Raw genomic sequence first — 12,886 nt, 5'->3', positions numbered from 1 at the left:
CCACCGCGGTGGCCTTGTTGCCGGTCATCTGGAGGATCTCGTGGCTGGGGCCGACGAAGGTGATCCCGGCCTCGTGGCACGCGCGCGCGAGCTCGGGGTTCTCGGACAGGAAGCCGTAGCCGGGGTAGACGGCGTCGGCACCGGCCTTCTTCGCCGCGCTGATGATCTCCTCGACGGAGAGGTAGGCCCGGACGGGGTGACCGGGTTCGCCGATCTCGTAGGACTCGTCGGCTTTCAACCGGTGCAGCGAGTTGCGGTCTTCGTGCGGGAACACGGCAACGGTGCCCGCCCCGAGCTCGTACCCGGCTCGGAAAGCGCGAATCGCGATCTCGCCCCGGTTGGCGACGAGGACCTTGCGGAACATGCCGGCTACCTCCTGTACAGGCGTCGGTCGGTCCGTGAACACTACCGCGAAATTTCCCCTGCCAGGGAGCGTCTCCCGAGTGATGGACGCCATCCCCACCGGCTATGACCTGCCTGTTTACAGGGACAACACAAGGGCAGATGTGAAGAAAAACGGCAGAATTTTCGTTGAGGTCAATTTCGCTTCGTGGAAGACAGTGCTCGTGTCACATCGGGAGCGTCAGTGATCACTTCCGGTCACCGACTCCATACTCCGCGCGGCGCCACCGGTCCGCAGCCGGAGAGCGCGCCGCAGACGCGATGCCGAGCACGCGACCGCCGGACCCCGGACCGCAGCGTCGCGGCCCCGGGGGCTCGGCGCCAGATCTGCCCACCGCGGCACGACCGCGCGAGGAACCCGCCCGCCGCGGCTAGCTCTTCTCCAGGTACTCCGCCCGGTCGTCGTCGACGACCTCGGCGACCATCCGCGCGAGGCCCGGGTGCGCGCGCAGCTCCGGGTCGGCGGTGACGACCGCCTCCGCCTCCTCGCGCGCCTGCGCGATGACCTCCTCGTCGCGCAGCAGCGAGAGCATCTTCAGCCCGGACTTCCGGCCGGACTGGGCCGCGCCGAGGATGTCGCCCTCGCGGCGCAGTTCCAGGTCCAGCCGGGCGAGCTCGAAGCCGTCGGTGGTGGAGGCGACCGCATCCAGCCGGTCGCGGGTGGTGGTGCCCGCCATCGCCTCGCTGACCAGCAGGCACAGGCCCGGCGCGCTGCCCCGGCCGACCCGGCCGCGCAGCTGGTGCAGCTGGCTGACGCCGAACCGGTCCGCGTCCATGATCACCATCACGGTCGCGTTCGGGACGTTGACGCCGACCTCGACCACCGTGGTCGCCACCAGCACGTCGACCTCGCCCGCGGCGAACCCGCGCATCACGGCGTCCTTGTCGTCGGCGGGCAGCCTGCCGTGCAGGACGCCCAGCCGCAGGCCCGCCAGCGGCCCGGCGGCGAGCTGCTCGGCGACGTCGAGCACCGCCACCGGCGGCCTGCGCTCGCCCCCGTCCTCCGGCGGCGGCTCGCCGTCGCTGTCATCCACAGTGGACGACTTCGTTCTCTTCTTCTTCCCCGAGTTCTCCTCGTCGTCGCCGATCCGCGGGCACACGACGTAGACCTGGTGACCGGCGGAGACCTCCTCGCGGATGCGCTGCCACACCCGGTCCAGCCAGCTCGGCTTCTCGGCCACCGGAACGACGTTGGTGCTGATCGGCGACCGCCCCTGCGGCAGCTCCCGCAGCGCCGAGGTCTCCAGGTCGCCGTAGACGGTCATCGCGACCGTGCGCGGGATCGGGGTCGCGGTCATCACCAGCACGTGCGGCGCGACCTCGCCGCCGCCGCGCGCCCGCAGCGCGTCCCGCTGCTCCACGCCGAACCGGTGCTGCTCGTCGACCACGACCATGCCCAGGTCGGCGAACGACACCCGGTCCTGGATCAGCGCGTGGGTGCCGACGACGATGCCCGCCTCGCCCGAGGCCGCCTCCAGCAACGCCTTCCTGCGCTGGGCGGCGGGCAGCGAGCCGGTCAGCAGGGTGATCCGGGTGGCGTTCTCGGCGCCGCCGAGCTCGCCCGCCATGCCGAGGTCGCCGAGCAGTTCGGCCAGCGAGCGGGCGTGCTGGGCGGCCAGGACCTCGGTCGGCGCGAGCATCGCGGCCTGCCGTCCGGCGTCGACCACCTGCAGCATCGCCCGCAGCGCGACCACCGTCTTGCCCGAGCCGACCTCGCCCTGCACCAGCCGGTTCATCGGGTGCTCGACGGCCAGGTCTTCGGCGATGTGCTCGCCGATCTCCCGCTGGCCGCCGGTCAGCTCGAACGGCAGCCGCCGGTCGAACGCGGCCAGGAGGCCGTCGTCGCGGCGGCGGCACACCGGAGCCGGGTGCGACTGGGCCGTCCCGCGCAGCCGGGCCAGCGCCAGCTGGACCGCCAGCGCCTCGTCCCACTTCAGCCGCTCCTGCGCGGCGCCGACCTCGCCGAAGTCCTTGGGGCGGTGGATCTTGCGCAGCGCCGCCTCCAGCCCGGTCAGGCCGAGCCTCTCGCGCAGTTCCGCTGGCAGCGGGTCGTCCTCGCCGTCCCAGACGTCGAGCACCTGCCGCACGCACTGCGCGATCGACCACGAGGGCAGCCCCTGCGCCGACGGGTAGACCGGGATGAGCGCGCCCGCGAACTCCTCGGCCGCCGAGCTGACGTCGGCGTCCTCGGTGAACAGCTGGTACTCGGGGTGGGCCAGCTGGAGCTGGTTGCGGTAGGCGGTGACCTTGCCCGCGAACATCCCCCGCCTGCCGGGCAGCAGCTCCCGCTCCCGCCACGCCTGGTTGAAGAAGGTGCAGATCAGCGACCGGTGGCCGTCGGTGATCCGGGCCTCGACGATGGTGCCGCGCCGGGACTTCATGCTGCGCTTGGACACCCGCTCGACCTGGGCCAGCACCGTGGCGTGCTCGTCGATCTCCAGCCCGGCGATCGCGGTCAGCTCGCCCCGTTCGGCGTAGCGGCGCGGGTAGTGGCGCAGCAGGTCGCCCACTGTGGACAGTCCAAGCGCGGAGTCCAGCGCCTTGGCCGTCTTCGCACCCAGCACCCGGTCCAGCGCGGTCCCACCGACGGTCGTTCCTGCTGTCGCCATTGCCTCACCGGCTCCGTTCGATCGCTCCCACCTGCAAGTTATCGGACGCCGCCGACGCTTGGGGCAACGGCCGCAGCCGGAACACCACCGCGATCACCGCCGCCAGCACCGCCCAGCCCACGAGCCCGACGAGCCCGGACACCACCATGTTCGGCGGCTCCTGCGCCGATCCGAGCAGAACCGGCCAGCCCGCGGTGGCGTTGACCGAACCGTGCGCGAGCGCCGCGGGCCACACGCTGCCGGATCGCAGTCGCAGCCACCCGATCAGCGCACCGCTCAGGACGCAGAACCCGACTGTCATCAGCGCCGCCCCGGCGCCTAGCTCCGGGTAGTTGTAGCCGAGCAGCGTCAGCGGTGCGTGCCAGACGCCCCAGATGACACCGGACAGCAGCATCGCGGGCCACATACCCAACGGCAGCAACTTCGGCAGCAACCAGCCCCGCCAGCCCCATTCCTCCGCGAACGCCGGCACGGCGTTGAGCAGCGGCGCGAGGAACACGCTCAGCACCAGCTGCAACACCACCAGCGAACCGGCGTCGATCGGCATCCCGGCCGGAATCTGCTGCCGCACCAGGCTGAACCCGCCGATGTCCAATGTGAGCAGACCGAGGGCCGCGCTCAGCGCGACCGCGACCGCGCTCAGCAGCGGGGGCGCGAACCAGCCCGCGAACAGCAGGCCCACGGTGCGGCCCTTGCGTTCTCCCAGCAGCAGACCGGTTTCCCGCGCCAGCCCGGCGGGACGTCCGTTGACCAGCCAGACGACCAGGACCGCCAGCGTCGGGGCGAACATCATCGCCATCCCGGCGAAGGGCATGTGCGCGGCGAGGTTCCCGCCGTCCAGCCACGGCGGCAGCGCGATCAGCCACGCCGATCCCAGCGCCACCACGACGAAGATCCACACGTCACGCATCGCCGTCCCCCAGCGCCGAACGCTCCGTCACCAACGCGTTCACCAGCTCAGCGCCGCGCTCGGCCCCGTCGACGCTGATGTAGAACCGGCGCCCGGAAGTCAGCCGCAGCACCAGGCATTCGCCGCCGCGCAACATGATCGCGGTCTGCCCCGGCAGCACCCGGTAGCCCCAGCCGCCGACCTCGACCGGACTCCGCCGCTCCGCACCGGCGCTCTCGATCCGCTCCAGCGCGAGCCTGCGGACCGGCCACCGCAGCGGACCGAACGCGATGCGCACTCCGTTGTCGCCGACCTGCACCCGCATCGACGACAACACCAGGCACACCAGCCCGCACAGCACCAGGACCACCGGCGCCGACCAGACCAGCTCCTCGTCGAAGTACGACCCCATCACCGCGAACATCAGGGCGATCAGCAGGCTCGCCAGGGACAGCACCAGCAGCACCCGGCTCGACACCGCGCCGACCCACACCGCGCGCTGGCCGGCGCGCAGCCGCAGCTCGGGGCCCGGCCCGGTCTCGGGCCGCGGCACGTCCGGCCCGCGGTTGGCCAGCCTGGAGGTGCCGACCGCGATCAGCGCCGCGAGGCCGAACACCAGGAATCCCTGCCAGCTCAGCGAACGGGCCTGCCGCCAGTGCTCGGCACCGGCGTTGGCCCACACCGTCGTCCCGGCGATGCCGAAGACGAACGCCGCGCCACCGACCAGCGAGCCGCACATCCAGGCGCGGTTGAACCGCCGCCGCAGCCCTCCCCGCAACGCGAACAGGAACGAGGCCGCGACGATCGCGGTCCACGGGATCAGCGGGACGAGCAGGAATCCGGAGCGCGACATCGAACCGTCCGCGACGCCGGACGGACCCCAGTGGGTGGCCAGCGGGTCGGGTAACCGGTCGGCGAACGCGAGCGGCAGCGCCACCAGCCCGGCCCCGACCAGCAGCGCCCACGCGACCGCGCCGAGGACGAACCACAACCGCAACTTCATCGTGCCCCCAATTCGAAAGATCCGTCGGCGCGGCGCGGGACTACGTCTCCTCGTCGATCCATCCCCGCACCTCCTCGGCCCCGCACCCGTGCCGTCGCGCCTCGGCGAGCAGGTCGCGCAGCTTGGACCGCAGGGCCGCGCGGGGGTCCGGCCTGCTCAGCACCGAGACGCCGCGACCTCGGCGGAACTCCAGCAGCCCTTCGTCGCGGAGCTGGCGCAGCGCGCGGAGCACGGTGTTGGCGTTGATCTGCAGGGCGACCGCCAGGTCGCGCGCGGGCGGCAGCCGGTCGCCGGGGGCGACCTCGCCGTCGGCGATCGCGCGCCGGATGGCGTCGGCCGCCTGCTCGTGCAGGGGCCGCCGGTCGTGCAGGTCCAGAGTGAGCAGCATGGTGCTAATGACACTAGCACCATAATGCTCTTATCGGCACGCTCTCATTCGACACCCAGCAGCAGGACCGCGGACAGCTCGCCGCCCGGGTAGCAGTTCAGCTCGACCTCCGGCCTGCTCCGCCGCAGGTGCTCGGCCAACGACTCCGCGAGCTCCGCCGGGGCGCGGTCGTCGACCAGCGCGGTGACCAGCTCACCACCCGCGGTCAGCATCCGGTCGGCCAGCTCGCAGGCCGCCACTGCCGGCCGCGAGCCGATCAGCACCACCTCGCCGTCGACCAGCCCGAGCACGTCCCCCGGCTGGCAGCGACCGGCCCAGGTCAGCGCCTCCGAGTCGGCGATCCGCAGCTCCCCGCGGCGGGTCGCCGCCGCCGCTTCGGTCATCGCCACCGCGTCGTCGGCCCGCCGCCTGCCCGGATCGTGCACCGCCAGCGCGGCAAGTCCCTGCACCGGCGACACCGTGGGCACCACCACGACGTCCTGCCCGGCCCGGACGGCCCGGCCCGCCGCCTGCTCGGCCGCGACGTCACCCTCGTTGGGCAGCAGCACGACGTGCGCGGCCCCGGTCTCCTTGATCGCGGCGACCAGCTCGTCGGTGGTCAGCCCGGCTGCGACGACGTCGGCCCCCTCGGCCTCGAACAGCTCCGCCAGCGCTCCGCCCGGCACGCACGCGAGCACCGCGGACTCCCGGGCGTAACCCCGGTTCTGATCGGCGAACCGGGTCACCTGGATCCGCCGCACCCGGCCCGCCTCGATCCCGGACTCGATTGCCGCGCCGATGTCGTCGCAGTGCACGTGCACCGCCCAGGTGTCCCCGCCGTCACCGACCACCGACACGCAGTCGCCGATCCCGCACAGCGTGTCGCGCAGCCACGACGTGGTCTCGGCGTCGACGCCGGAGAGCTGGTACATCACCTCGTACCCGTAGCCCGACTCGTGGTGCCGGGCCTTCGCGGGCACGCGGCCCGCGGGTGGTTCCGGCGCCAGCCGCTCGCCGTCGTGCGCGACCGCGTGCAGCGTGTCGAGCAGGATCACCAGCCCGCGCCCGCCCGCGTCAACCACCCCGGCCTCGGCGAGCGCGGCGAGCTGCGCGGGCGTCTCGTCGAGCGCGCTGACCGCCGCGCGCGTGGCCGCGCGCAGGACCACGTGCAAATCGTCCGATCCGCAGTCCGCCGCCTGGGCGGCGGCGTGCAGCACCGACAGCAGCGTGCCGTCGGCGGGCTCGGCGACCGCGTCGCGCGCGAGCGCGTCCGCGCGGGTGAGCGCGGCTCGCAGGTCGCCGCCGTCGGCATGGGTCGCGTCGCGGAGCTCGTCGGCGAGGCCGCGCAGCACCTGCGACAGCAGCACCCCGGAGTTGCCGCGGGCGCCGTCCAGCGCGCCCTTGGCCAGTGCGGCGAGCACCGCGCCCAGGGTGTCGGCCGCCGACTCCACCACGGCCGCCACCGCCGACCGCATGGTCAGCAGCAGGTTCGTCCCGGTGTCGCCGTCGGCGACCGGGTAGACGTTGATCCGGTCGATGGCCGCCCGGTCCTCGGCCAGCGCCGCCACCGCCAGGTCCGCCCACCTGCGGGCACCCGCCGCGTCCAGCACCTTCGCCACCTCCAGCGCACGATCCTCCGAAGCCGCCCGGGCGAGCCGGGAGCGGGTACTGAGACCCTAATCGCGCAGATCGCGCCGGGTGCGCCGCTGCCCCCGACCCACCCGAGGACGTTGCTCCCGGTGAGCTACACTGATCCGGTCCCGGGTGGCGATGGCCCAGGACGTTTCCTCCGGGGGTCGTCCGGGCAAGGGCTTCCCATCGGGACCACACCGTCTCCGGCGGTGAGCAAGCGCAGTCACCTCGGTGGCGAGACCTCACGCGAGTGGGAGTCGCTTGCGTGACTCATCGCTGCAACCGTGAACGCAAAGTAAGGGGTGTCTGACGTGGCTGCCGTCTGCGACGTCTGCAGTAAGGGACCAGGCTTCGGCAACTCGGTCTCGCACTCTCAAAGGAAGACCCGGCGCCGCTGGAACCCGAACATCCAGACCGTGCACGCGCGGATCGGGATCTCCCAGCGCAAGCGCATGAACGTGTGCACCTCGTGCCTCAAGGCGGGCAAGGTCGTGCGCGGCTGACCGCACACCGAGCACCGCACCCCGGGACGGCCTCGCCGCCCCGGGGTTTTTTCTTGCCCCGGGCGGCTGTGGCCGGGCGGCTGCGCGGCTGGGGATTGCTCGCTTGCGCGCCGCCCTTGCAACCGGTTCCGCCACCCGCACCGCCAAGCAAGTCATTCATGAACACTCCCCAGAACTAGGTCATGCGGTCGCGCCAGCGGGGTTCGATCCACTCCCACTCCTCGCCCCAGGCCGCCAGCCGCTTCCGCACCACCAGCCAGCGCGCGAGCCCGTACCCGGCGCCGACGAGCGCCAGCGAACCCAGCAGCACGGTCGCCCCGGTGGTGCCCGCGGCCTGCGTCGCCCCGGCGCGCGTCGCGGGTGGCGGGGCCAGGCGGCCGTCCGGGCCGAGCCAGATCGGCAGCGTCGGGCCGGGGCGGGCCTGCGCGGGCAGCCGGATCACGGCGAAGTGCTCGTCCGGTGGTTCGCCCCAGCGCACCGCGACCGACCGGCTGTCCGAACCCGGCTCGCGGACGTCGGCGAGCACCGTCGCGGCGACCGGCCGCCGGTCCGCCTCCTCCCGCTGGACCGCCGCCAGCCGGTCGGCCAGCACGGCCTGCGACGCGGTGAGGGCCAGCACCACGGCCAGCACGACCACCAGGACCACGCCCAGCAGCGCGCACGGTTCGAACCAGTCCGTCCGCCGGCGCATCGGATTGGCACCCGGCCACACCCGGCGGAGAAGACGTCGCAGCTCGCTGTCCCGCCCGGCCCTCATGACGAGCCTTCTTCCGACGCAAGAGGTTCCGGTAATGGCCAATGTACGACCGGCCACCACCGAAATCCATACGCCGCAGGCGGGCTCCGAAGCCGGGGCTAGGGCAGCTTCCAGTCGACGGGTTCCTCGCCCAGCCGGGTCAGGATCTCGTTGACCCGGCTGAAGGGGCGGGACCCGAAGAAACCGCGATCGGCCGACATCGGGCTCGGGTGCGGCGACTCGACGCACTGCACGCCCGGCATCAGCGGGCGCAGGTCGCGCGCGTCGCGGCCCCACAGGATCGCGACCAGCGGCTGCTCCCTGGCGGCCAGCGCGCGGATGGCCTGCGCGGTGACCTCCTCCCAGCCCTTGCCGCGGTGCGCGGCGGGCTTGCGCGGCTCGACCGTGAGCGCCCTGTTGAGCAGCAGCACCCCGCGCTCGGCCCAGGGCGTCAGATCGCCGTTGGACGGCGTCGGGTGGCCGAGGTCCTCGGAGTACTCGCGGTAGATGTTGGCCAGGCTGCGCGGGATCGGGTCGACGTCGGGCGCCACCGAGAAGCTGAGCCCCACGGCGTGGCCGGGCGTCGGGTACGGGTCCTGCCCGACGATCAGCACCCGGACGTCGGCGAAGGGCTGCTGGAAGGCGCGCAGCACGTGCTCGGGCGCGGGCAGGTACTTGCGGCCCGCGGCGACCTCTTCGCGCAGGAACTCGCCCATCGCGCTGATCCGGTCCGCGACCGGTTCCAGGGCCTGCGCCCAGCCGGCCTCGACCACCTCGTGCAGGGGACGTGCCATGACCGAACAGCCTAGCGGCGCGCGGAGTCGGCCCGGCCCGCGCCCCCGGCTGCCGTCAACGGTCACAGCGACCCAGAGTCAAGTGACGCATGTCACACTCATTCGGGTTAACGACACGTCCGGCGCCGCCGATGCGCCGCGCACGGTCATCGCCCGAATCGGCATTTTCGCCCGTCAGGACGCTATTGACAGCCCTGATTCGGAGATCATTGGACTAAGTCCAAACAGACCCGGGCGTGACGTTTTACATAAGGCGACATTCATCGAAATGGACACGACTCGGCGTATTGGTGGCTCTGCCCTGATCCCTCAGCTAGGTTCCTAGACCACCCAATAACGCCAACGTCGGGGACGACATCAACGCCGGAGGTGGCCTTCAGCCTCATGACTTCACAGGAGAAAGCCGAACCGACGCCAGAACAGCGTTCGCTGCTCCGGCGCGCGGTCGGCGCAGCGGCAATCGGAAACTGCACCGAGTGGTACGACTTCGGCGTCTACGCCTACGTGGCGGGCTATGTGGCGCACCAGTTCTTCCCCGGCCCGTGGGAGACGATCTCGTACTTCGGCGTCTTCGCCATCTCCTTCCTGATCAGGCCGTTCGGCAGCATGTTCTTCGGACCGCTGGGCGACCGCATCGGAAGGCAGAAGGTACTCGCCGTCACCATCCTGCTGATGTCGGGCTCGACGTTCCTCATCGGTCTGCTGCCGACCTACAGCGCAATCGGGGTCCTCGCGCCGATCCTGCTTCTGCTGGCCCGGATGCTCCAGGGCTTCTCCACCGGTGGTGAATACGGCGGCGCGGCTACCTACATCGCCGAGTTCGCGCCGGACAAGCGGCGCGGTTTCTACGGCAGCTGGCTGGAATTCGGCACCCTGACCGGCTTCGGACTCGGTGCGCTGGTGCCGACGATCCTGATCCTGAATCTGGACCAGGCCGCGATGGAATCGTGGGGCTGGCGGGTGCCGTTCCTGATCGCGGGTCCGCTCGGCGCCGTCGGGCTCTACCTGCGGAAGAGGCTGGAGGACACCCCGGCGTTCAAGAACCTCCAGGAGACCCACCAGGTCGCCAACTCGCCGCTGAAGGCGCTGATCGCCCAGTACTGGCGGCGGCTGCTGATCCTGATGGGCATCGTGGTGCTCATCAACGTGGCCAACTACACGATCCTGACCTACATGGAGACGTACCTGGCCACCACGCTCAACATCGCCGACGACCAGAAGCACCAGGTGCTCGTGCCGCTGCTGGCGGTGGTCGCGGTGATGCTGGTGCTGATCACACCGGTCGGCGCGCTGTCGGACCGGATCGGCCGCAAACCGGTGTTCATCTCCGCGGCGGTCTGCTTCATCGTGCTGCCGATCCCGGCGTTCATGCTGATCTCGCAGGGCACGATGGCGACCACGCTGGCCGGTCTGGCGCTGCTGGGCTTCGCGCACGTGCAGACGATCGGCCCGCTGGCCGCGACGCTGCCCGCGATGTTCCCGACGAAGGTCCGCTACGCGGCCTTCTGCGTCGGCTACAACGTCTCCACCGCGGCGTTCGGCGGCACCGCGCCGCTGATCAACGACGCGGTCGTCGGGCAGACCGGGAACACCTTCTTCCCGGCGTACTACCTGATCGGTGCGGCGCTGGTCGCGCTGGTGCCGATCCTGCTGATGAAGGAGACGGCCGGGAAGCCGCTGATGGAGGAGGAACCGGCGAGATCCGCTCCGGCAACGGCCTGACCCGAAACGACGAAGAACCCCGGTGTGCCGCGGCACACCGGGGTTCTTCGCTGTCGCGGGGCGGAGTTCTCAAGCGGCGCAGCCGCTTAGCCCACCCCAGCAACCGGCACCGCCGCGGGTTCTCAGGCGTTCGCTGGCGAGGACAGCTTTTTCCGTCGTATTGGACATACGTCGGAAAAAGTTACCGCAGCCAGCGGGCGCCTGAGGTTCCGCCACCCACACCGCCACGCAAAACGAGCGCACCACCAACACAATCAACGCCAGTGTTCCCAGCCGGTGGTGCCCTCGTACACCGCCCCGTCCAGCGTCACGCCGCTGCCTTCGGCGACCTCGCCGATCTGCCGCCAGCCCTCCGGCAGCGGCCGGTCCGGCGGGAACGTCGCCGCCAGCGCCTGGTCCTCCCCTCCGGTGAGGACCCAGTGCCGCGCGTCCGCGCCGAGCGCGGAGGCGACCTCGGTGAGCCGCTGCGGGACCTCCAGGAGTTCGGCGCGGATGTCGATGGCGACCTTCGACGCGTCCGCGACGTGCCCGAGGTCGGCGAGCAGGCCGTCCGAGGTGTCCACCATGGACGTCGCGCCCGCCGCCGCGGCCAGCGGCCCGGCCGCGTACGGCGGTTCCGGCACCCGCTGGGCGCCGACGACCGCGACCGGGGAGCGGAACCCGCGGCCGAGCACGGCGAGTCCGGCCGCCGCCCAGCCGAGCCGGCCCGCGACCGCGACGACGTCGCCGGGCCGCGCGCCAGCGCGGGTCACCGGGGCGCGGCCCTGGAGGTCGCCGAGCGCTGTGACCGAGATCGTCAGCGTGGCGGCCGACACCATGTCACCGCCCACCAGACCGATCCCGACCTGCTGTGCTTCTTCCCACATGCCCGCCGAGAGCTCGTCGACGACGTGCGTCGGCAGGTCCGGCGAGCAACCGAGGCCGACCAGCAGCCCGGTGGGAACCGCGCCCATGGCGGCGATGTCGGACAGGTTGACCGCAACCGCCTTGCGCCCGACCTGATGCGGCGTCGACCAGTCGAAACGGAAGTGCACGTTCTCCACCAGCACGTCCGTGGTGGCCACCACCCGGCCGTCCGGAGCCGCCAGCACGGCCGCGTCGTCCCCGGGACCGATGAGCGTTCCCGGTGACTGTTCGCGACCGGATATCACCCGATCAATGAGACCGAACTCACCCATCTGGGAAACGGTCTGTGCGTCCTGCGACGAATCCGGACCCAACTGAGACCTTCCTTCCTTGAGCCTCCGCTCGGTCTAATGGGGTAGCTTGCTGCAAGTTTCCTACCCCGAGCACATGGTCGAGACGAAGGGGCACGCCGTGGTCCAGGCATACATCCTCATCCAGACGGAAGTCGGCAAGGCAGCCGCGGTCGCCGCCGAGATCTCGGGAGCCCCCGGAGTAGTCAGCGCCGAGGACGTCACCGGTCCGTATGACGTAATCGTCCGCGCGGAAGCGGAGAACGTCGACCTGCTCGGCAAGATGGTCGTCGCGAACATCCAGAACGTCGAGGGCATCACCCGGACCCTGACCTGTCCCGTCGTGCACCTCTGACGGTCCGCCGGAAATCGGTCCGCCGGAAAACGATTCGGCCCGCAGCCCGTGCGCCCGATACCTTGCCCGCCATGCGAAGACCCGCCTGACGAGGAGGTACCGGTGGCGCGCAGGACGCCGCAGGAGAAGAAGCGGCTCAGCTACGCGAAGGACCGCAGGAACGACTACGGCGAGAACGACAAGAGCTCCCGCAAGAACATCCGGCGCAACCGGCGCATCGCGCATCGCACGAACCGGCGGGTGACCGACCAGGCCCTGCGAGCGGCGATCGGCCGCGCGGACGAGACCGCGGCCGACGACGTCGAGCAGGCCGTGCGCTCCCGGCGTCCGCTGGTGTTCCGGAAATGGCGCGATGCCCCGCTGAGCCAGATCGTGGACTACAAGCTGCGCAGGCGGCTTCGCCTGGGCATCGATCAGGGCGCGCACGAGCGCATCGAGCGGCTGCGGGAGAACAGCAAACCCGTGCGCTGACCGCGGTCAGGCCGGTGCTTCCGGCCCGCCGCGGTCGTGCTGTAGTGGACGGCGTGGTTTCCGAGAAGTCGTCGTCCGGTCTGCCCCGACCGGTGCTGATCATCGCGATCTGCCTCGGCGTGCTGCTGGCCGGATCGGTCGCCGCCGTCGGGCAGTACGTGCGGCACGCCACGAACCAGGAGCAGCAGGCCGAGGTAGGCGCGCAGC

The 12,886-nt window shown here is 71.4% G+C and carries 13 protein-coding genes; 4 read left to right on the top strand and 9 right to left on the bottom strand.

Features of this window, described 5'->3' with window-relative positions:
- The 6 genes from ABD691_RS05640 to ABD691_RS05615 all read right to left on the bottom strand — a co-directional run.
- Positions 1-364, bottom strand: a 364-nt coding sequence (locus ABD691_RS05640; RefSeq protein WP_344678327.1) for a biotin carboxylase N-terminal domain-containing protein, incomplete at its 3' end; no start/stop codon positions are given.
- A gap of 409 nt (positions 365-773) precedes the next feature.
- A complete protein-coding gene (gene recG / locus ABD691_RS05635; protein WP_344678326.1) occupies positions 774-3,011 on the bottom strand; it encodes an ATP-dependent DNA helicase RecG in 2,238 nt (745 codons plus the stop codon).
- Positions 3,012-3,015: 4 nt separating this feature from the next.
- On the bottom strand, positions 3,016-3,921 hold the full coding sequence (locus tag ABD691_RS05630) for a CPBP family intramembrane glutamic endopeptidase (RefSeq protein ID WP_344678325.1): 906 nt from the start codon (positions 3,919-3,921) through the stop codon (positions 3,016-3,018).
- Positions 3,914-4,903, bottom strand: coding sequence for a DUF1648 domain-containing protein (locus ABD691_RS05625; protein ID WP_344678324.1), 990 nt, complete (start codon positions 4,901-4,903; stop codon positions 3,914-3,916). The genes ABD691_RS05630 and ABD691_RS05625 overlap by 8 nt, the downstream gene beginning before the upstream one ends.
- 40 nt (positions 4,904-4,943) lie before the next feature.
- On the bottom strand, positions 4,944-5,291 hold the full coding sequence (locus tag ABD691_RS05620; RefSeq protein ID WP_344678323.1) for a GntR family transcriptional regulator: 348 nt from the start codon (positions 5,289-5,291) through the stop codon (positions 4,944-4,946).
- Positions 5,292-5,335: 44 nt separating this feature from the next.
- A complete protein-coding gene (locus ABD691_RS05615; RefSeq protein WP_344678322.1) occupies positions 5,336-6,889 on the bottom strand; it encodes a DAK2 domain-containing protein in 1,554 nt (517 codons plus the stop codon).
- Between the two features lie 324 nt (positions 6,890-7,213).
- On the opposite strand from ABD691_RS05615, the gene rpmB reads away from it, so the two are divergent.
- Positions 7,214-7,405, top strand: coding sequence for a 50S ribosomal protein L28 (rpmB, locus tag ABD691_RS05610; protein WP_344678321.1), 192 nt, complete (start codon positions 7,214-7,216; stop codon positions 7,403-7,405).
- 175 nt (positions 7,406-7,580) lie between these two features.
- Here rpmB and ABD691_RS05605 read toward each other — a convergent pair whose 3' ends face one another.
- The gene (locus ABD691_RS05605) at positions 7,581-8,096 is read right to left on the bottom strand and encodes an Rv1733c family protein (RefSeq protein WP_344678320.1); all 516 of its coding nucleotides are present in this window, start codon (positions 8,094-8,096) and stop codon (positions 7,581-7,583) included.
- Between the two features lie 164 nt (positions 8,097-8,260).
- Positions 8,261-8,935: a uracil-DNA glycosylase gene (locus ABD691_RS05600; protein ID WP_344678319.1), complete on the bottom strand. Its 675-nt coding sequence runs from the start codon at positions 8,933-8,935 to the stop codon at positions 8,261-8,263.
- A gap of 384 nt (positions 8,936-9,319) precedes the next feature.
- Here ABD691_RS05600 and ABD691_RS05595 point away from each other — a divergent pair, with 384 nt between their 5' ends.
- Positions 9,320-10,657 carry an MFS transporter gene (locus ABD691_RS05595; RefSeq protein ID WP_344678318.1) on the top strand — a complete coding sequence of 446 codons (1,338 nt, stop codon included), beginning with the start codon at positions 9,320-9,322 and terminating at the stop codon, positions 10,655-10,657.
- A gap of 254 nt (positions 10,658-10,911) precedes the next feature.
- Here the strand turns inward: ABD691_RS05595 and ABD691_RS05590 are convergent, their stop codons facing one another.
- Positions 10,912-11,877, bottom strand: coding sequence for a thiamine-phosphate kinase (locus tag ABD691_RS05590; RefSeq protein WP_344678317.1), 966 nt, complete (start codon positions 11,875-11,877; stop codon positions 10,912-10,914).
- Positions 11,878-11,974: 97 nt separating this feature from the next.
- On the opposite strand from ABD691_RS05590, the gene ABD691_RS05585 reads away from it, so the two are divergent.
- Positions 11,975-12,208, top strand: coding sequence for an Lrp/AsnC ligand binding domain-containing protein (locus ABD691_RS05585; RefSeq protein WP_344678458.1), 234 nt, complete (start codon positions 11,975-11,977; stop codon positions 12,206-12,208).
- A gap of 102 nt (positions 12,209-12,310) precedes the next feature.
- Positions 12,311-12,679 carry a hypothetical protein gene (locus ABD691_RS05580; protein ID WP_344678316.1) on the top strand — a complete coding sequence of 123 codons (369 nt, stop codon included), beginning with the start codon at positions 12,311-12,313 and terminating at the stop codon, positions 12,677-12,679.
- Positions 12,680-12,886: the final 207 nt, after the last annotated feature.

Origin of the sequence: Saccharopolyspora taberi (assembly GCF_039534165.1) — a bacterium.
In the GTDB taxonomy this organism is placed as follows: Bacteria; Actinomycetota; Actinomycetes; order Mycobacteriales; family Pseudonocardiaceae; genus Saccharopolyspora_D; species Saccharopolyspora_D taberi.
This window is presented reverse-complemented; position numbering and strand designations above follow the sequence as displayed.

Excerpts from the sequence above, each read along its gene's own strand:
- recG (WP_344678326.1), bottom strand. The coding sequence starts at position 3,011 with ATGGCGACAGCAGGAACGACCGTCGGTGGGACCGCGCTGGACCGGGTG.
- ABD691_RS05630 (WP_344678325.1), bottom strand. The coding sequence starts at position 3,921 with ATGCGTGACGTGTGGATCTTCGTCGTGGTGGCGCTGGGATCGGCGTGG.
- ABD691_RS05625 (WP_344678324.1), bottom strand. The coding sequence starts at position 4,903 with ATGAAGTTGCGGTTGTGGTTCGTCCTCGGCGCGGTCGCGTGGGCGCTG.
- ABD691_RS05620 (WP_344678323.1), bottom strand. The coding sequence starts at position 5,291 with ATGCTGCTCACTCTGGACCTGCACGACCGGCGGCCCCTGCACGAGCAG.
- ABD691_RS05605 (WP_344678320.1), bottom strand. The coding sequence starts at position 8,096 with ATGCGCCGGCGGACGGACTGGTTCGAACCGTGCGCGCTGCTGGGCGTG.
- ABD691_RS05600 (WP_344678319.1), bottom strand. The coding sequence starts at position 8,935 with ATGGCACGTCCCCTGCACGAGGTGGTCGAGGCCGGCTGGGCGCAGGCC.
- ABD691_RS05595 (WP_344678318.1), top strand. The coding sequence starts at position 9,320 with ATGACTTCACAGGAGAAAGCCGAACCGACGCCAGAACAGCGTTCGCTG.